The organism is Hominimerdicola aceti (assembly GCF_025567495.1).
GTDB classification, from domain to species: domain Bacteria; phylum Bacillota; class Clostridia; order Oscillospirales; family Ruminococcaceae; genus Hominimerdicola; species Hominimerdicola aceti.
Genome location: NZ_JAOQJZ010000012.1, coordinates 1 through 17,557, shown reverse-complemented (window position 1 = coordinate 17,557; position 17,557 = coordinate 1). Strand labels below are relative to the sequence as shown.

Below are 17,557 nucleotides of genomic sequence, written 5' to 3'. Positions count from 1 at the left end.
CAACTTCACAATATATTCTTCCTCGCTTGGCACTGGTATGTGATAGTTGTCATTGCCGTTTTTGAACGTTATGCTACCGCCTGCTTCGACCTCGATGTTTCGCAGGAAATCATCAGGTATTAGGTCTGATATGTCCGTCACGATTGGTGTTTCTAGTTCGTAGTATAGCATTACACCTGACATTGCCTGTTTAAATGCGGCGGCGTCGGTGTAGGACGTATCGTTGACATAAACAAATCCGTCAACGTTTGCAGCAGCTGTTATGCCTATCACATTGGGTTTGCCCCACAATTCATCTTGCGTTTTTGTCGAATATTTTAAACACATGAAATTTGGTGCAATGCTATAACTTTTTGTCAATTTTTGCCCTATAACCTGCGACGTTTGAAAATTTACTTTTCCAGTGGGACTCACAACCCACGTCAACGTCCCCAAATCAACGCTGTTCACGCACTGAACGTATCGTTTATTTTCGTAATCAACGTAATTTCGTGCCGTTCCTGCCGACCAGCCGTAGCCAGGCAGATTGCGGATTGCTTCGGGAATTGGGTAGGCGGTATCACCCACAGCGACCTCTGTCACCCCAGCGCTGACAACTGCCCCAGTGTTATATGGGTAGTAATCAGCAGGGAACATTTTCTCAAATTCTTCCACAGTTGTGGGCTCGTTTCCCGAACCGAACATGGCGGTGAGGTCATAAATCTGTGGTTGTAGTTTAACGTTATCATATGTAACGCCCTCATACACATATAACGTGTAGTACCATTTTTCATTGCTACTTTCATTTGTGATTATAGTCCCGTGGCCTGTAGAATCCTGTCCATATGATTGCGAACTAAACTGCAATTGATCTTTTCCATAAACACCTGACAATGGGTTTGCAACCATTAGATATTTATGTCCTTTTTGATTTTTAACGGATTGCAGAGAAACTGCATTACCTGTTGTGGTAGCCGTTCCATTCAATGTAATAATACCATCGTTAGAAAACGTAAATTTTACACCCGCTTGTGTGACTACAGTGGGTACTGGTTTAACCAGCTGATTCCACATGATAGACCTACCACCAATATTTTTCACCGACATCAGTTTACCGCCCGTAGGAATAGTCTTAACGTATGCCGTATCCGTATCGGTTTCAAATTTATGTGTCACACCCTGACCTATGTCATATAACGCATTTACCCTGCGTTGTAACTCCTTGTCCGTCAGCTTTACCGCAGAAATTTCAGCCGTGTTCTCAGCGATTTTTCCAACAGCCGTAACATAATCCTCTGGCAGACTATCAGCTATGGATTGTGCTGTCTGCGCGGCGGTTTCAGCAGCAGTTCTGTCCTCTGCGGCCTTAGCGGCGTTTTCTGCCACTGTAGTTTTGTCAGCCGTCACCTGCGTTGCCATTTCCTGCACCGCCTGCCTGTCTGCTGCAGTGCTGTCAGCGCAGGTCTTAGCGGTTTTGGCATAACCAGCCGTTATTGTCTTGTCGGCTTCGACCTGCTGTGCTGCCGTTGATGCTTGGGCTGCGGATACCTTAGCATTATTCTGTGCTGTGACCGCCTCAGCGCGTGCGGTTTCTGCACCCTGTCTAGCCGTTTCAGCCTGCGTAGCGAACGTCTCTGCAGATGCCTGTGCGGTCTCAGCACGTTTCGCCGCCTGCGTTGCCGTGTCGGCTGATTTCTCTGTGGCTGTGGCAGATTTAGCGGCGTTATTTGCCGCCGTAGTTGCCGTTTCTGCGGCGGTGACGGCTGTCTGCATATCTGCGTGCGCCTGTCTGCCTATGGCGTCTATGCGGTCTAGTGCGTCCATCGCCACATCAGGTGACGGGATAGCCGTATCACCGATTGCTGTACCTATTCTCAGGCGGAAAATGCGTGATTTTTTTACTAGGATATATTCCTGCCCTGACAGTTTCTTTGCTGCTATCTGGCAGCTGACTGTCTGCGCTGAACGCAGTATATCAGCCGTAGGTGTCCACTGTCCGCCTGTAATATCGACCTCATATGTCACGCCGTCGCCGTAGTCTATCGTCATTACATAGCGGTCTGCGCCGTCTATCTCCATGCCCTCGACAGATACGGGACGTGCATTAGTTTCACCAACATAGCCCAAAAGGGCTGTGTTCAGTGTTACATCGTAATCTGTGTTTAGCGTTATCGTCATTTAATCACCCCTCTATGCTATCACGATATAGTCTACACGATATGTTCCAGCAGGCACGCTGACTGTGCTAGAGCCAGCGGACGGCCCCATGCAAATAACCGCATTGTATTTACCATTGAATTTAGCTACATGAACGCAGAAATTCTGATATGGCGTCGGTGTATCGTCCTGTCGGAGAGTGACAATTATCTGTGCAGGGTCGCCGTCTATATCCAGCGGTACTGCCACAGTAGGAGTTGCTGATGATACAACCTGTGTAGCTGTTTTATGCTGGATTATCGTCTGATCTAACTCGTTTACCGCCGTCTGCACCGCCGTCAGTGCGTCCACAAATGCCTGCCTTACCTGTCTGCCTTCAAATGCTGTTGATACAGTTTCTATAAATTGTGAAAGGTCTATGTTTGCCATAAATTTGCCCCCTTAGTTAGTTTGCTGAAAATTCTTTGCATAAACTGTGCCCGTGTTGCCCTCAAGGTATATCTGTCGCTTTTCATTCTCATCATATACACTGACGGAGTGATTGTTCGTGTCAAGAAAGAAGCTTGCCTTGCCGCCTGCATATGTGCGGATATCGCCTGAGTTACTGTCAATATTCACCTTTAGTTCGTCATTCCAATATAGGAAAACTCCTCCTGCCTGACAAGCAACGTGTCCGCCTATGGTACTGTTTTTTAGCACCCATTGAAGCGGTGAAAGTTCCAGCGTCCATTCTTTGTAGGATAGCTTTATAACACTATTATCCTTGCTGTTTGTTTCTATGTTGATGTTTCCACCAAGCATAGTCAACGCCTTTGCGATAATGTGTCCGTTCTCAGATACCGAAAAGGTACCTGAGCCGTTATTGATTTTAAGCCCTGTCAGCACCTTTGCCGTAATAAAATCTGTAATCAGATTTCCGTCTATCGTCCATGCTTTTGTGTACGGACCCTCTTTGGCAGAGCCACCGTCTGATGACTTCCAAAATCCCATGCCATTTAGATTGAACTGAATACATGATTTACACGTGTCGATATTGTCAGTATCCATTATAAGAACACGTCTTGGCTTTGTTGGTGGGTCAAGAATAACATTGCCGCCCTCTGCACCTGTGATAAGTTTAGTCGCATTCTCTATTTTGCTGTCTATCACCTGACGATTTCTGAATTCAGAGTTATCTATAGCAGATTGCAGGCTTTGTGTTTTCGCTGTCATAAAGCCCGAAAGGGTTTCAAATCGGTCACCGAAGGTCAACTGTGAAGCCTGCGGATTGTCAAGGTCTATGGATATACCCACAATGCGCAAATCCTCGTCTATGCCCATAAGACTATTTTTTACTCTGTACCAACAGCCGAGTTCAAACTGCTCAATGTGTTTGTCTATTCTCGAGAGGTCAAGTGCTGTTATCTGATACTGCACTTTCGCACGATTGACAGATTTAAGATACTCCTTGCCCTTGCTAAGAAGATTGCTCGCAAGGGTAACGTCGTCCCATATCTGCGGACCGCTTATAACGCCGTATTTTGCGATAAGTGAGCTGTCCTCTATGTAATCCTTGCCACCATTCACAGTGCCGATGGTCAACCGCTTTTCGCTGTCTGTAAGCTTTGCGCCGAGAGGGTAAAGACGTGTTATGACCGCCGTTTCATCGACTTCCCGTGATATGGTTTTAAGGTTGACCGCAAGCTCTATGGTGGTATCTGTGCCGTGTCCTATGTTCTCCAAATAGTCAAGATATACCTTGCCGTCTTTATCACGAAGCTGTATCTCACCACCGAATTTTCCTATAAGCTTGTCGGCAATGACGTTCATTGTCTTGTCCCAATTTGCAGTATATGTGTAGTTGTTGCTTGCCGTAACAGTGACCTGTCCCAGATCTATACGCTTATCTGCACCCACCTGTGCATTGTGTTTGGAGAGGAACGAAGAAAGTACTGTTGATATACCTACCATTTTGTATTCAACATACGGCTGAACACTGTCATATAGCCAACCTAAACGCCCCTCGCAGGTGACTTTACGGCATATCAGACCTCTCTCGTCCATGCTGTCAGGACACTTCAAGACCCTGCCTATAAAAATGTCCTTGCCAGTGTTTTCATCATAAACCTTGACAGCCGTTGTAAGCGGTTTCAAGAAATCATAGCCTGCATTGTTCGGATATATGGTAAAGCTGAAACTATCCACAGCGTTGATAGACTTTGCTATCTTGCCGCCTGATATGCGGTCTGTGCCGTCGCTGTGTATGATAGTGTTTTCAGCTCCGTTTGTTATCGTTACTATGAACATCAGAGTGCCTCCTCATAAAGTTTGAGCGTGAGTGTACCGAAGCCATAAGCCGCAAGAGTATTCACACCAGGCTGTAAAGTCAGCTCGTCAAGGTCAAATTCTTTCTCCGTGTTGCGGTATACGCTTGCACTTATCTCCTCATCATTAAGTGCAAAATAGGTGAAGCCCACACTCTTTGTGTCGTCCTCTGAGCGCTTGTAAGAAAGACGTGTGCGTATTGGTCTATCAGCATATGAATAGACTTTCAGGGTCGCAGGAGGGGCGTATCGTGTCTGCTTGACCGCTGTCAGCGATATATCCGTCAAATTCAGATAATCGGTTTCAAAGTTGAAGTCGTCAAATCCGATGTCTGAGTAATCATCAGAACGTAGGAAAGGATACGTTTTGAAGTTCACTGTCAGATCAGCGGTGCGCCGTGAAGTGAACTCAAATGCGGAGGTATCAAACACAGCCGTTGCCCCCACAAAGTGATAGTCCGTCAGAAAGCTTATCCTCAACTCGTCCTTTGCTCCACTGAGCCAACGGACAACATCACATTTTCTGTGATAAAGTTCGTTTTCATCTTTTGCAGAAAGGCTGAATTTTATCGTGATATCACGCTGTTTGTACGTCCTTTCGCCTGCCATTTTGGAAAAGTCATAAAAGCCGTTCATAAATGGCAAGGTGGCTTCTATCCTGTTTTCCTCCGGCTGAGATATCTGAACGCCGTCCTTTTGGATAACCAAATAGAAATCGGTGGACTTCTTACCACCAAATTCTATATATTCACTAGACACTTGCAAGCCTCCTTTCGTTGCTTGTGACCCTCTCACCTAGCTTTCCGTCCACCTTTGACGTGAGCTTATCACCGTCAAGATAAATGTTCCCTTGCTGTGCAAGCTGTGGGAAGTAGGTCTCTAAGAGGGCGATGATCTTGTTCATGGTATCATTACCGCCGTTATTCACGCTCTTTTCGGGGAGTGCCAAAAAGCTTGGCGGTATGATATCCGTATCCATAAGCGGTTGCAGTGACCTGTTGAACTGCATTGTGATAGTGTCCTCGTTGTCTGCTATGCCCTTTGCGAAAAGGTCCATCATATCAGGTGCAAAAGTGTGGAAATTTGAAAGAGGACCCTTGTCAGGTTCAGAAAAGCCAAGAAAGTCTTTAACGCTTGAAGCTACGTCACATACAGTGTCTTTAAGGCTCTGCCACTTCTCCTTTATGCCGTCTATAAACGCCTGTATCATATCTGAACCCCACTCCTTAAAATCGTTCCACTTGCGTGAAAACCAGTCTGTAAGGTCAAGCAGTTTGTCTGATAAAGCGTCTGAAACAGGTGCAAAAAAGTCCACCATACCTTGTGCAATTCCCTTGACAATTTCAACAGCTATAAGTATGCCGCTGGCAAGAATATCAGGAAGATTTTTTACTATCTCTTTGGTTAGGGTAAATACTATTTTAAATGCTGCTTCTGTAAGCTTTTTAGCTGTATCACTATCAGAAAGTGACATTGCTAATGTATCAATGATTTTGACAGCGCCGTCAACAATAAGATTAATATTGTTGGCTAATGTTTCTGCTATTGTTACGATTATCTGTGTAGCACATTCGATTATCGCAGGTAAGCTGTCAAGTATAGCCTGCAATATCAATGGCATTTGCTGCTTTATCGCTTCTGTAAGGTCTGGTAAAATAGTTGGCAAAGCCTGTGCAATAGTGGTTATGATAGTTGCCAACGCCTGCACAAGAGGACCTGTGTTCTGGATAAGCGCCGTTGCGATAGTTGTAATGGCTGTTATGGCCGCCTGCGTTATCGTACCGATATTATCGGAAATACCTTTTACAAGTGCCTGAAATATCTGTGTGCCTGCTTCTATGATCTGTGGGAGCAGGTCGCTCACAAGCTGTGGAAGCTCGGCTGCTATGTCAGGTGCAAGCTCACTTATGAGCGTTGTGACCCCTGAAAGAGCCTGCTTTATGACAGGCATAATGTTCTTTGCAAAGGTCTTTACTGTGCTTACCATTTCTTTGATAAGATTTTTCAGGTCAGCGTTTTTGTCACCCATTCCTGCCATAAGGTTTGCCCACGCTGCTTTCACAGAACCAAGAGAACCGGAAACTGTTGTTGCCGCTTCTTTTGAAGTTGTACCTGTGATGTCAAGTTCGGTCTGTACCTTGTGGATAGCCTCTATCATTTTGTCAAATGACACGCTGTTGACGGTCTTTTCATTGACCTTTATCGAATCCCCAAGCACGCCTGAATCGTTGATTAGCCTTGCCATTTCCGCCTGTGTACCGCCATAGCCCAGTTTTAAGTTATCGAGCATGGTATAGTTCTGCTTTGCAAAGCCCTGATAAGCGTTCTGGATAGAAGATATGTCCGTACCCATTTTGTTGGCATTGTCCGACATATCTACCATAGCCTCATTAGCTATCTCAGCCGCCTGTGCAGTATCACCGCCCAAGCCTTGCAGAAGTGAAGCAGAAAAGCTTGTGACGTTCTGCATATAGTCATTAGCCGATATTCCTGCGGTCTTGTATGCCTCACTGGCGTACTTTACGATAGTATCGGCGTTATCCTTGAACAGCGTTTCTATACCGCCTATGTTCTGCTCATAGTCCGCATATGCGCTCGCAGAGCTTTTGACTATAGCACCTATTCCTGCACTTGCTGCCGATATAGTTGCTATACCAGCTTTTGCGGCAAGTGCAAAGCCCTTTTTGATAGTGCTCCCAAAACCTGAAACGACCTTGCCGCCAAGAGAGCTTCCAAACCTGTGACCATCGGGCATACTATCCCCGAACGCTCTTCTCAGCTCTGATGCAAGCCCTTGCATAGACGGAACTATCTGCACATATGCTTTGCCCAACTGTGTGCCGTTTTCTTCTGCCATGTTAGCCCTCCTTTCCTAAGATTTTTCTTCTTGCTTCCTCATAATCCTCACCGCTTTGGAACGCTGTTATCTCACTGTCGCTGTCATTCTTACCTATGAGCTTTTCAGCCATTGGCTGCGGTCTGTTCACGCCCTTTTGACCGTCCTTTGTCTGCGACCAGCATATCCATTGCAGGCGGTCAAATATCAGCGCAAGCAGTATTTCAGAAAACGAACCGCCAACATCATTAAGTTTGCGCTTGACCCGTGATGAACTGTCAAGGCCACAAAGAAAAGTCGCCACCTTTCGTGCAGGCAGCGACTTAAAGTCGTATATGTGATAATACTGTGCCATATCGCAATCAAGCTCATCAGGATAGCGCTCCATGACAGCGGCAAGGACTAGGAGTTTTTTGTCTTAGGTGTCTGGAAAATCTCCACGATAAGCTTTGTTATCTCTTTAGCCGATACATAGCCGCACTTTTCTCTTATCTTCTCGAAAGCTTTTTCTTTCTTGCTTCCCAGAGCGGCGTCAACTACCTTGACATATGCAATGGGGTCGCCCTGTTCACACTTGCCGACAGCTTCGATAAATTCATAGTCGTCAAGGGTCTTCTCCTCTATTTCAAACTCAAAACCGCTCTCTGTCTTACCTGTCAGCATAGGTTATTCCCCCTTTTTCATGTACTCATAGTGCGTATTGCCGTTTTCATCAGGTGTGGCCGTGATAGTCAGCTCATAGCCGATAGCCTCGTTGTCCTTGTAGGTGATGTCAGATATCTCCGTCACCTTGCCGAACGGAACGACCACTCTTTTCAGCACGTTATTTTTCAGTATCATATCGAAAACAAACGCCTGATCTTCATGCTCTGCGCTGTTGACCTTGATAGTCAGACCAGTGTCAAGGTCGCCCGAAACATTGCTGCCATTGTAGACAGTTTTCAGCACATCTGTATTGGTACACTCTATCAGCTTTACCTTGAAAGTGTCCGTTTTTTCTGTCTGCGGTGTGTCAACAATATCTCCGCCCCAGGCTTTGATGTTTTCAGTAGAAATGCCAGAACTGTTTGTTACTCCGTCTTCTGAACAGTAGCCCAAACTTTTGAACGCTGCGTCAAGTGCTGTTGTTGCATCCGTTGGCAGTGTAGATCCTGTGACCGCTGTGAAAACCGCTCCGCCTACCTTTGGCTTGCCTGTTGATACGTTATCTTTGTTGTTTGCCATAGTATTATCACTCCTCGTCGTAGTAGGTTACATCGAATACCGCCTGATAGCGATATCGTTTTGTTTCCGTGTCTGTATAGTTGTAGTCTGACGTGCACGCACAGCGGCATACATCGCCCTGTGACACGCTTTCAGACATAGCCTTTTTAACTTTTGCGTTAAGTTCTGCCGCCCCGTATAGGCTCGCTGAGTAGCTCTGAACGGCTATGGTGGCAGATGTGATAAAATCATTCTCTGCCGAGCCTAGCTTGTCGATAAGCACATACTCTTTTGGTGGGTTTTTAGGTTCTTCAAGATAAGCCGAAACGTTAAGCTTTGCTCCCAGCCAGTCAAGAATTATCTTCTCTATCACTTGCCAAGCACCGCCTTTAAAAGTGTGTTATCTCTAAGATTAGCACGCTGAGCCTTCTTGGTTTTAGCCTTGACGATAGCGACCTTACGGCGCATTTTCGGGTACCTTGTCCATGTGATAGTATACGCTTTATGCCCCGTGCCAAGACGTTGAACGGCTCTGTCAGCATATCCCTTGACCATGTTTTCAACAGGTGCAGAGCAGAGAAACGCCGCAACTGCGTTGTGGTCAAGCTCTATCTTAACTTTACTCATAGCGTTCCACCTTGACTTTCTTGTTCCAACTGAGCGGCAAATTTTCTTCAATGCCCTCTGTCGGAAGACCTATGGTGCGGAATTTTCTGCCGAAGAACTCGACTTCTGTGTCTTCCCAAACGTGTGTATCTCCCTTTGGTATCGCAAGAGTGTAAGCTATGCGTTTGCCCGATAAATTAAGCTCGTTTACTACGTCCTCTGCGGACGGCTCGCCCACAAGCACGTTTTCGACAACTTCCTGAAATACCTCATATGTAGGTCTGTTAAAGCCGTCAATACCTGTCTGCGTTTTTACAGAAAGCTTAACGGGTATGCCCTTGATGCTTAGTCTCATACGTCATATACCTCCATAGCTCCGTATCTCTGCCGCATAACGCCCAGTTCTTTCAGCTCATTTCTGAGAAAATACAGTTGCTGTCCTGCGTTGAGATAGGTCATTGATACTGAATAGCCCATAGCCGATTGTGAAGCCTGCGAAGTCGCAGGAGAGCTGTCCGCTATAGCGTCAACAGCTCTCAGTGTGGCACGAACTATGATATCTTTTGCCACAAGTTCAACGTCAGGTTCATCAGCTATCATAAGGTCAAGATCTTTGCCATACTTCTTGCAGGCAGTTGAAAGCTTTGCGCAGGCGACAGGCAGCAGGGCCGCCGCCTTTTCCTGCTCCTCAGCCGTGAGCTTTCGGCCAAGCTTTATAACATCTTCAATAGTTGCGTACTCTGCCGCCATTTATGCCGCCCCCTTACTTAGCAGCTGACTGAATGACAGCAAATGCGGACTTGTCGAGAATGCCCCAACCGATATATGCTTCGGCTCTGATGTATACCTGATTGTAGCCCTTGAGGTCCTGTCCGCTGTTGTCAGGATCACCATACGGAATGATTGAAAGTGGAATTTCCTTTGAGTAGCCCCACTTAAAGGCTCTCGCAAAGTCGCCCACAATGGCAAGGTCTTTGCTTGAATTGAACGAAACAGTGTTGTTAGTAACTGTCTGAATGCCGTTCATAGAAGTCGGTGCATTGCCCCAAGCAAGGTCAGGATAAATCTTTCTGCCGCTTGTGTCCACCATTTTTGCAAGGTCGGATCTGAATGACGGCGCCATTGTAAGACCTGAGATATCATATTCGTTGTCCTGCACTGCGGCGATAGCCTCCTCGATAAGAGCGTCAGGAGTCTTTGGTGACGTGCTGTCCTGCTTTATCACAGTTACGCCGTTGTCAAAGTGGTTTGTACCTATAAGCGTAGAAGCTGTCTTGGCTCTTGGATTAACGCCGTGAAAAGCCATGATGTCAAGGGCTCTTGCCACTTTCTTTGCAAAGCCGTCAGAGAAATTTCTCAGAATGTCTATCTGAGCTTCCTCAGAAGCGTAGAGAAATTCGTCTGAAATTCGTGAGCCGTACTCAAGCTTAACAGGAACGATAGTCACAGGTGCAAGTGCAACGCTTCCCCTTGTCTTTTTGCCGTTTTCACCCACGAGATCTGCTTCATCATCCATTGTGAAAATGTACTCTTTCTGTCCGTTGAATGCGATAGGTGTCTGGTCGCAAAGAGCAGCCAATGAGGACTTACCCTTAACCTTGTCAAAAAGTTCTGTTACAAGAACAGGGTCAAACTTATTTTCCTTTGAGAGAATATCTGGCATAAATATTACTTCCTTTCTTTACTTTATAAGACCTGCAAGCAGCGACTTATATGCCGCATTCTTGCCGTCTGCGTGATTGTGTTCTGCGTGACCAAGAGGGGCTGTCTGCTTCTTGCCGATAAACTTTGCAAATGTTTCAGCGTCCTTCTTGATAGCTTCTTCTGTGTCCCCTGAAAGCTTGTTCGCAAGCTCATAAGGAATACCGTTTTCGTGGGCAATTCTCATTTTTACCGAGCTGGTCTCGTATGCCTTGTTCTTAGCCGTGAGGTCTGCGATAGCTGTATCCTTTTCCGCAAGCTTGCCTGTAAGGTCGGTGATCTTGCCGTTAAGGTCGGCTGTCTTTGTCTTGAAGTCGTCAGGGGAAATATAACCCTCAAACTGTTTCTTGACTGTATCCGTGTTGCGGTCGAGCCTTGCCTTTATCGCATTGTCGAAGGCTTCCTGTGTTGTTATAGCTTCAAATTCTGCCATAGTGTTTCCTTTCCCCGCTTTACCCTGCGGTGTAGGTGATATATAATAAACTGTTACCAGCTTATTTTCTGTACTTTCTTCTTGTCCGAAGAGTTAGCGCACGCCCAGTGAGCAAGTACCACCGCCTCAAGCAGTGATATGTCGGCGCCCTCAAGAATTGAGGTATAGCCAAAACCTCCGCCTGAGCTTATCGCTCTGTGTTCACAGTTGGCAATGACCTGTTCAAGGGAAGGTTGGTCAGCGTGACAAATATTCTGCGCGAATACTCCTCGCTCAAAACCTGCTGACGAAGTGATCACATCAGCGACTTTCGGCAGGATAGGTTTGCGCTTGATACCTGCGTTCTTCATATCCGCCGCAAGCAAAGACTGTCCGTTCGCTCCGTCAATGACGGTTTCACGCATATGCGGATTGCGCAGATATGCGATTATCCAGCCGTTTCCCTCTCTTACAGGGCGGCAGTCGATAGCCTCGACAAATATCTTGCCGTCTGCTGTTTTCGCAGCGACAGCCAAAGATACATTATCCGTGACTTTTGCATACTTGATGCCGAAAAACAGCTCTCTGCTGATATCGGGCTTACCGTTGATACAAAGTGCCTGCCATTCTCCCTTGCTGATAGCCGACTTCTGATTATAGGTCAGCCACAAACCTAAACGCTGGATGTTATCGTCAACCTGATCGTCTTTCGGGTCGCCAAGCTCTGAGCGTATCTTACGCTCTGTGAGGATAGTGCCTAAAGACGGATTAGTGGCGTACCAAAGCTCAGGATCATGCGCGTTCGTGAGCTTCGGCACAGACCATTCAGCCCAGCCGTCATCACCGCCTTTGCCCGATATCGTCTTTTGTCTGTACTTCGTAAAAACCGTACCAGCGGACACCATTGTTGGCGGCGTTCCGCACATCAAGGTCTGAGGGTTGCGACTGTCTGTGACGGTATATTTTAGGGCTGTTTCTTGGTCTGTGGTGTATTCCTGTGCTTCGTCTATGATAAGCAGGTCATAGCCCTCGCCAAGTCCGCCTTTGCTGGAACGTGTACGGAAATTGATAAGTCCGTCGCCTTTGAGCCATTGTATACGCTCCAAGCCCATCTGCTTTGTGGTCTTGAAGTCCTCTTTTTCAAGAAAACCCATTTTTGTGATAAGGTCGATGATCTTCTCCCACGCCGAATGTGACGTTGTTGTCCTGTGGGCGGTATAAAGCACATGTTCACCATTTTGCAGGCCATAGATCGCACGCATAATAAGCAGCTCCGACTTGCCGTTACGTCTTGGTATCGACCAGCCGAATTTCATGTGCTTCCACAATCCCTCATCGTCCACCGCCATGATGTCATAAAGCATTAACTCCTGCCATTCCTGTGCGGTGCGCCCTGATTTGTTATACATTGCGATAGCCTCATTGCCTTTAGTCTGTTCATACGGCAACACTACCGATATGGTGGGGGTCTGCCTGCCGACTCTCTTATCCTCAATAGTGGATTACCTCCTTTAGGTACGAAAAAAGCACCCTTTAAGGTGCTTGATTCCGATGTTTGAACAACTATTATCCTCTAATGACCTTGTTCTCAAATTTCTTGTATGCATCAAGATACCATTCTTTCTTATCACCGTTATATGTCAACTCGTAATACATACCGTCAAAGAGAGTACTTGAAAGCAAGTATTTCCAGTTCTGCAATGTCTTGCATTTCCATACTGTATAAACTTCAAAATCAGGCTTTATATCTGATTTATCAAGATGTTCTCCAATGTAATCTTTCACAATTTCTATTGCTTTTTCGTCCATAATATCCGTCCTTTCTGATTTTGGGTATAAAAATACCGCCTCGCCGTAGCGGAGCGGTCAAGCATTATTGTTTTTAAAATCTTCTTTAGAAATTTTTAATTCACAAGCACACCTGTCTTTTGCTATTTCTAACGGTATGCCCTCTGGATATGTCAAACAATAATTTTTTTCTTCGTCATTTTCATGCCCGACAATAATAACATCATCGCCGCTTTGACGAAGTGCTTCCATTTCAGCATCATAAGAAATGCAATTTTTACATTGTTTCATTTTGTCAATGCCTCCTTTAACATTTGCTCAATATAATCAGGAAATTTTTCTCCGTGGTAATGTGCACAAAAACATTCTGCAAAAAACTCGTGACTGTCCGTGCTTGCATACTGCGAAATGCTATAAATATCGCCTGTCTGCTTTGCCTTGCGAAAAGCATCATCAACCATGCTTTTTATTTTCACACTTCTTGGATCACCATAATTTTCACAATACAGACCTCTGTTAATTTGCCCGAAATATTGATCTGCAATAATGTGCCCATATTCATGTGCTACTGTTGCTTTTACCGCATTTGTGCCACTGAATGTACTTGACATACTCCACCGGCTATATTTTATGCCTTCTTCTATTTGAACAAGGTCTTTCTTTAATTTTCTGACCTGTGCAGCACTATATTTGCCACTGCTTATTGCTGCTTGATATTCAGGAATAAGCTTGGCAAATTTCTCATTCCTTGTTTTCCAATCGGTAACCATTGCTGGTGGTTCGTTAAGATATTTAGTGCTTATATCCAATCCTCTACCATTTGCTCGAGCGTTTGCTTTTTTTAGTGTTGACGAACAATTTATATCTTGTAACTTATCAACGGGGTATTTTGCAGTTAAGTCAGTTAATGTTTCATTCACCGTATTAAGTGAATTGAGATTTTTGACATTTTTCACATTAACTTTGTCGGCAAATTTTAGTGTATATTCCTTGGCATTTTCAATGGTATCAGCAGGAATGAATTTAGCCATACTGCTATTTTCCTTCATTATACCACTTACGCCACGTTTGTCAAGCCTCACAGGCTGTCTTGAACCGGCTTTCTTCATCTGCTCAAGCTCTTCATCTGAGATGTCCCACCTGGTCTTGCTCCACACGTTTTGTGCCTTTCTGCCGTTGAGGTATGTAACAGTACAGCCGCAGTTATCATGCCTGCGGTAAACGTCTTTGGGGACATCTTCGGGATAGTGATATTTACCTGCAAGCTTTGAACACCACTTACAGCAGCCACCGTGATCGTTGCGAATGATGTAGCAGTCCAGTCCTGCATCAGAACGGAGCTTCACGTTTTTTTGAACATAATCGTTGTAAAAACTCTCAGTGATGTTCTGCGCCGGAGCTGTCATTCGCCGTATCATCTTATCTTCTGCAATATCCGGTACAGAAGCCGCATTAACTACTGCCTGCACACGCTCGGTAGGGAAAGCAGCCTGTTGAGGTGTGATGTTTATGCCTGCTTGGCTGTCAAGTGCTTTTTGGCATTCTGCGGCAGCAGAGTTTATAACATCGTAGTTGTCCTTGAGCACGCCCGTGAGTATGGTATCGGCAATGTTGTAGTACATCTTGCCGTCAGGCAATGCCGCTACGTTGACGTGTGTACCGATAGCCTGAGAAACTCTAAACCCGAGCTGTTTCGATAATAGGGCGACTTCTTCCATTTTCGCAGTGCCGCCCTCTATTTTCTTCAAGACAGATTGAATGTACTTGTCGGCCTTGCACGAATTTTGAAACTCGGCACGAATTTTTCCAAGCAGTTCTGCACCGATATCAGCCATTGTTTTCACCCTCTATGCCTGTGAGCTGACGGATACCCTTTGCACCCAGATAGTCAGGAACAGCCTGATTAATTTTCAAAATAGCGTCGCCCACACCCGAGAGTGCCGCAGAATCAGGTTCAAAAATAGGAAGCCACTGCGGTTTGATGTCACTGAAAGCATAGCGCATATAGGCCATGTTATCACGAACGCAAGCGGCAAGATAAGCCACGTTAAGGAAACCACTTCCAAACGTTCTCTGTGCCTTGCGTGCGGTAAGCCTGAGGTTTTCGTGAGCCGCACGGATAGCTTCACAGCTGGCAGGATTGGATGTCGCAAAGCCCAAGTCGTCAAGGGTCAGCCCTGTTTCTCCAGCGAACAGTGAAGCTATAGACTTAAGCTGTTCAGAGTATGGTGACATGGACTGCTGCTGAAACTGTCCGACAGTAGGATTGCCGCCGTCATCATCTTTGGTGATAGTCAGCAGTGAGGACATTGTTGCACCCCATTTGTCCATTTTCTCGGCCATTTTCTCGGCATCATTTGAAAGGCCGAGTATATATTTTTGTGGGAAACTGTAAAACTCAGCTGATACTTCCGACCGCCTGAGCGTTCTCATAGCTTCCTGCACAAGTTCCATGCACGCCCTTGATATCCTGCTGTGACCGAAAGGACGAACTGCATCAGGGCGGTATATGATAGGCACAAGCAGAGGATAAGGCGCAGGATTGTCATAGATCTCAACATCATAGCCTCTGCGATATATCTCTGTCTGTTCGGCGGTGAAGTAAGCTTCAATGGTGGGGTTGAAATTATTATCCCTGTCAAGTACTGCATAGCCCTCACGGAGCATATTCGTGATAGGGTCGATGATGCCAGTAGCGTTACTGCCGTCAATGACCTGCAAGCGTGGATAACCTGTTTCATCAGCCGAGATATACACAAAACAGCAGGAGGACACCAACGCTGAGAGAATAGCAGAATCAAAGAACACGTCACGATTATTGTTGTCAAATATCTCGTTGACGTAGAAAGTGTTGTCCTCAAAGCTGTCAAATACTATTCTGTCCGCAAGGGTATCAACAGCTTTTGCACACCAGCCTAGCACAGGACGCATCCAGTTATAGCTTGGTGGTATCATTTTGCCCATGTCAGTAAGGCCGTTCTTCATGTGATAGTAGTCATAGCGCACATTGACCCTCGAAGCCTTTGAAGAAAGCTTCTTTTTCAAATATGCCATGCCTTTGTATTCGCTCATCTTGTATATCCTTTCCAATTATTTCAACTCTGCGAGAAATATAAGCAGTGCGGCGGTGAAGGTCATTTTTGACCTCAAAAGGGGGCATACCCCCCATATCGTCAATAATTTGTTAAAAATTCTTCCAATCGTAGCATTGTGGTAAAATTCGGTTGGAAATCAGGTCGAGAGACTGGTCAAACACCTGTTTTTCCACCAATTTGTCAGATTTCTGACGATTACAACACCAATGTGCCAACTGCAAGTTTGAAATGTCCGAAGGGTGACCGCCTTTTGCAATGGGTATGATATGATCTATACAAGCCGACAGAGGGTGAGGATACTTTAGTGAAAAATCAACAGGTTTCCCACAGATACCGCAAACTGTTTGGGTAGCGTAGATTTTCTTCTTGTTGATACGGAACTGCTGTTGGTGTGAACCGCTTCGGTCTGGTCTTGGTATTGGCATAAGGTCACCTTCTCAACGCAAAAGCGACCGCAAAATGCAGCCGCCTTCGTGAAAATAATTTAAGGAGTTTTGTAAATGGTGGAGCAGATGTTGAGCTGGCACGCTCTCGACCTGCATACACCGCCCGAAGCCCGAAAGCTTGGCGGCGGTTCAAATATTATGTGTTGGCTTTGTCGGAAAACCAGCTGACCGTATGGAACAGAACGCAAGCTCATGCACTCACGTTCTGCATAAGCCCCTTACGGGGCTTAGAAAATTGGAGGTGACTTCAATGAAAGTACAAGTCTGAGGTACATCTACACTTTCCTCAGTTTAAATTATAACATAGGTAAAACGCACAAACCGCACAACTTTCACTTTTCTTGCAAATATCTTTGAATTTTCATTCGCACTCCGCTCTCTGACATTCTCCCACCACTAACCTGCATAGCTATCTGCAAGTACGTCTTACCCTTGATGAATTTCAGCACGAACATTCGCCGTGTCTGATAGTCCTCTATCCCCTTGATAAACTCCTCCACAGACCTCTGCTCACGCTCTAGTCGAGCCTGCTCGCACAGCAGTGAAAGTGTATCACCGCTTGGTAGAAAGCCGTCTATGCGTGTGCTGTGTGGCGTGTAGGACGGCGGAGTGCATACGCTGATACTGTCGGCAACGTACTTGCCCGAAAGCTCCGCCTTGATGTCCTCAATGGCTGAGGCGTTCCTGCGGTAGGCTTTCAGGCGTGACATGGTCATTGGGTCAGCCATTAGCAACACCGCCCATTCTAGCTCCGCAGTTAGGGCAGTATGGTGTCGGGCTCAGAATTTTTGAATTACCAAAATTATAAAAACGGGTTTGGCATTCAGAACATGTAAAACTAGCAACCACTTTGCTGTACTGGTTAAATTTCCAATACCCACGCTTCACCTCCTGCACAACTGCGGTAGGCTGTTCGTTGATTATATCGGCAATGCTGCTGTTGTCACCCAGAATACCCGTTATGCCTTTTTCATATATCGGCATACACGCCGCCGATAGTTCGTTAATCAGATTGTCTGCGTCAATATATC

The 17,557-nt window shown here is 45.9% G+C and carries 21 protein-coding genes and 1 pseudogene; all 22 read right to left on the bottom strand.

The window, feature by feature from the left end:
• Positions 1-2,157, bottom strand: a 2,157-nt coding sequence (locus OCV57_RS10925; RefSeq protein ID WP_267301573.1) for a hypothetical protein, incomplete at its 3' end; no start/stop codon positions are given.
• A 12-nt stretch (positions 2,158-2,169) separates the two neighbouring features.
• Positions 2,170-2,565, bottom strand: coding sequence for a hypothetical protein (locus tag OCV57_RS10920; protein WP_267301572.1), 396 nt, complete (start codon positions 2,563-2,565; stop codon positions 2,170-2,172).
• Positions 2,566-2,577: 12 nt separating this feature from the next.
• Positions 2,578-4,422 carry a phage tail protein gene (locus tag OCV57_RS10915; protein WP_267301571.1) on the bottom strand — a complete coding sequence of 615 codons (1,845 nt, stop codon included), beginning with the start codon at positions 4,420-4,422 and terminating at the stop codon, positions 2,578-2,580.
• The gene (locus tag OCV57_RS10910) at positions 4,422-5,198 is read right to left on the bottom strand and encodes a hypothetical protein (RefSeq protein ID WP_267301570.1); all 777 of its coding nucleotides are present in this window, start codon (positions 5,196-5,198) and stop codon (positions 4,422-4,424) included. The genes OCV57_RS10915 and OCV57_RS10910 overlap by 1 nt, the downstream gene beginning before the upstream one ends.
• Positions 5,191-7,296 carry a phage tail protein gene (locus tag OCV57_RS10905; protein ID WP_267301569.1) on the bottom strand — a complete coding sequence of 702 codons (2,106 nt, stop codon included), beginning with the start codon at positions 7,294-7,296 and terminating at the stop codon, positions 5,191-5,193. The genes OCV57_RS10910 and OCV57_RS10905 overlap by 8 nt, the downstream gene beginning before the upstream one ends.
• A gap of 1 nt (position 7,297) precedes the next feature.
• On the bottom strand, positions 7,298-7,663 hold the full coding sequence (locus tag OCV57_RS10900; protein ID WP_267301567.1) for a DUF5361 domain-containing protein: 366 nt from the start codon (positions 7,661-7,663) through the stop codon (positions 7,298-7,300).
• Between the two features lie 14 nt (positions 7,664-7,677).
• On the bottom strand, positions 7,678-7,938 hold the full coding sequence (locus tag OCV57_RS10895) for a hypothetical protein (RefSeq protein ID WP_267301566.1): 261 nt from the start codon (positions 7,936-7,938) through the stop codon (positions 7,678-7,680).
• A 3-nt stretch (positions 7,939-7,941) separates the two neighbouring features.
• Positions 7,942-8,499 carry a phage tail tube protein gene (locus OCV57_RS10890; protein ID WP_267301564.1) on the bottom strand — a complete coding sequence of 186 codons (558 nt, stop codon included), beginning with the start codon at positions 8,497-8,499 and terminating at the stop codon, positions 7,942-7,944.
• Between the two features lie 7 nt (positions 8,500-8,506).
• Entirely contained in the window at positions 8,507-8,851 is a 345-nt protein-coding gene (locus OCV57_RS10885; protein ID WP_267301562.1) for a hypothetical protein, read from the bottom strand.
• Positions 8,848-9,105, bottom strand: a complete 258-nt coding sequence (locus OCV57_RS10880) for a hypothetical protein (RefSeq protein ID WP_267301561.1) — start codon at positions 9,103-9,105, stop codon at positions 8,848-8,850. Before OCV57_RS10880 ends, OCV57_RS10885 begins: the two co-directional genes overlap by 4 nt.
• Entirely contained in the window at positions 9,098-9,439 is a 342-nt protein-coding gene (locus OCV57_RS10875; protein WP_267301560.1) for a hypothetical protein, read from the bottom strand. Before OCV57_RS10875 ends, OCV57_RS10880 begins: the two co-directional genes overlap by 8 nt.
• Positions 9,436-9,834, bottom strand: coding sequence for a phage Gp19/Gp15/Gp42 family protein (locus OCV57_RS10870; protein ID WP_267301559.1), 399 nt, complete (start codon positions 9,832-9,834; stop codon positions 9,436-9,438). Before OCV57_RS10870 ends, OCV57_RS10875 begins: the two co-directional genes overlap by 4 nt.
• 13 nt (positions 9,835-9,847) lie before the next feature.
• Positions 9,848-10,747, bottom strand: a complete 900-nt coding sequence (locus OCV57_RS10865) for a phage major capsid protein (protein WP_267301557.1) — start codon at positions 10,745-10,747, stop codon at positions 9,848-9,850.
• Positions 10,748-10,765: 18 nt separating this feature from the next.
• The gene (locus OCV57_RS10860; RefSeq protein ID WP_267301556.1) at positions 10,766-11,218 is read right to left on the bottom strand and encodes a capsid assembly scaffolding protein Gp46 family protein; all 453 of its coding nucleotides are present in this window, start codon (positions 11,216-11,218) and stop codon (positions 10,766-10,768) included.
• Positions 11,219-11,271: 53 nt separating this feature from the next.
• Positions 11,272-12,606, bottom strand: coding sequence for a terminase (locus OCV57_RS10855; RefSeq protein ID WP_267301555.1), 1,335 nt, complete (start codon positions 12,604-12,606; stop codon positions 11,272-11,274).
• 157 nt (positions 12,607-12,763) lie between these two features.
• Positions 12,764-13,006, bottom strand: coding sequence for a DUF6275 family protein (locus tag OCV57_RS10850; protein ID WP_118157337.1), 243 nt, complete (start codon positions 13,004-13,006; stop codon positions 12,764-12,766).
• 57 nt (positions 13,007-13,063) lie between these two features.
• The gene (locus OCV57_RS10845) at positions 13,064-13,276 is read right to left on the bottom strand and encodes a hypothetical protein (RefSeq protein ID WP_267301554.1); all 213 of its coding nucleotides are present in this window, start codon (positions 13,274-13,276) and stop codon (positions 13,064-13,066) included.
• Complete coding sequence (locus OCV57_RS10840) at positions 13,273-14,820, bottom strand: hypothetical protein (protein ID WP_267301553.1); 1,548 nt, start codon at positions 14,818-14,820, stop codon at positions 13,273-13,275. Before OCV57_RS10840 ends, OCV57_RS10845 begins: the two co-directional genes overlap by 4 nt.
• Positions 14,813-16,057: a phage portal protein gene (locus tag OCV57_RS10835; RefSeq protein ID WP_267301552.1), complete on the bottom strand. Its 1,245-nt coding sequence runs from the start codon at positions 16,055-16,057 to the stop codon at positions 14,813-14,815. Before OCV57_RS10835 ends, OCV57_RS10840 begins: the two co-directional genes overlap by 8 nt.
• A 112-nt stretch (positions 16,058-16,169) precedes the next feature.
• Positions 16,170-16,505: an HNH endonuclease gene (locus OCV57_RS10830; RefSeq protein WP_117940085.1), complete on the bottom strand. Its 336-nt coding sequence runs from the start codon at positions 16,503-16,505 to the stop codon at positions 16,170-16,172.
• Between the two features lie 353 nt (positions 16,506-16,858).
• Positions 16,859-17,254: a hypothetical protein gene (locus OCV57_RS10825; RefSeq protein ID WP_267301549.1), complete on the bottom strand. Its 396-nt coding sequence runs from the start codon at positions 17,252-17,254 to the stop codon at positions 16,859-16,861.
• Positions 17,247-17,557: pseudogene (locus OCV57_RS10820) on the bottom strand (hypothetical protein); the annotation flags it as partial. The pseudogene OCV57_RS10820 and the gene OCV57_RS10825, both read right to left, overlap by 8 nt.

What these genes read in the sequence shown, in the direction of transcription:
- OCV57_RS10920 (WP_267301572.1), bottom strand. Translation starts at nt 2,565, where the DNA reads ATGGCAAACATAGACCTTTCACAATTTATAGAAACTGTATCAACAGCA.
- OCV57_RS10915 (WP_267301571.1), bottom strand. Translation starts at nt 4,422, where the DNA reads ATGTTCATAGTAACGATAACAAACGGAGCTGAAAACACTATCATACAC.
- OCV57_RS10905 (WP_267301569.1), bottom strand. Translation starts at nt 7,296, where the DNA reads ATGGCAGAAGAAAACGGCACACAGTTGGGCAAAGCATATGTGCAGATA.
- OCV57_RS10900 (WP_267301567.1), bottom strand. Translation starts at nt 7,663, where the DNA reads ATGGAGCGCTATCCTGATGAGCTTGATTGCGATATGGCACAGTATTAT.
- OCV57_RS10895 (WP_267301566.1), bottom strand. Translation starts at nt 7,938, where the DNA reads ATGCTGACAGGTAAGACAGAGAGCGGTTTTGAGTTTGAAATAGAGGAG.
- OCV57_RS10890 (WP_267301564.1), bottom strand. Translation starts at nt 8,499, where the DNA reads ATGGCAAACAACAAAGATAACGTATCAACAGGCAAGCCAAAGGTAGGC.
- OCV57_RS10880 (WP_267301561.1), bottom strand. Translation starts at nt 9,105, where the DNA reads ATGAGTAAAGTTAAGATAGAGCTTGACCACAACGCAGTTGCGGCGTTT.
- OCV57_RS10875 (WP_267301560.1), bottom strand. Translation starts at nt 9,439, where the DNA reads ATGAGACTAAGCATCAAGGGCATACCCGTTAAGCTTTCTGTAAAAACG.
- OCV57_RS10870 (WP_267301559.1), bottom strand. Translation starts at nt 9,834, where the DNA reads ATGGCGGCAGAGTACGCAACTATTGAAGATGTTATAAAGCTTGGCCGA.
- OCV57_RS10865 (WP_267301557.1), bottom strand. Translation starts at nt 10,747, where the DNA reads ATGCCAGATATTCTCTCAAAGGAAAATAAGTTTGACCCTGTTCTTGTA.
- OCV57_RS10860 (WP_267301556.1), bottom strand. Translation starts at nt 11,218, where the DNA reads ATGGCAGAATTTGAAGCTATAACAACACAGGAAGCCTTCGACAATGCG.
- OCV57_RS10855 (WP_267301555.1), bottom strand. Translation starts at nt 12,606, where the DNA reads ATGTATAACAAATCAGGGCGCACCGCACAGGAATGGCAGGAGTTAATG.
- OCV57_RS10850 (WP_118157337.1), bottom strand. Translation starts at nt 13,006, where the DNA reads ATGGACGAAAAAGCAATAGAAATTGTGAAAGATTACATTGGAGAACAT.
- OCV57_RS10845 (WP_267301554.1), bottom strand. Translation starts at nt 13,276, where the DNA reads ATGAAACAATGTAAAAATTGCATTTCTTATGATGCTGAAATGGAAGCA.
- OCV57_RS10840 (WP_267301553.1), bottom strand. Translation starts at nt 14,820, where the DNA reads ATGGCTGATATCGGTGCAGAACTGCTTGGAAAAATTCGTGCCGAGTTT.
- OCV57_RS10835 (WP_267301552.1), bottom strand. Translation starts at nt 16,057, where the DNA reads ATGAGCGAATACAAAGGCATGGCATATTTGAAAAAGAAGCTTTCTTCA.
- OCV57_RS10830 (WP_117940085.1), bottom strand. Translation starts at nt 16,505, where the DNA reads ATGCCAATACCAAGACCAGACCGAAGCGGTTCACACCAACAGCAGTTC.
- OCV57_RS10825 (WP_267301549.1), bottom strand. Translation starts at nt 17,254, where the DNA reads ATGGCTGACCCAATGACCATGTCACGCCTGAAAGCCTACCGCAGGAAC.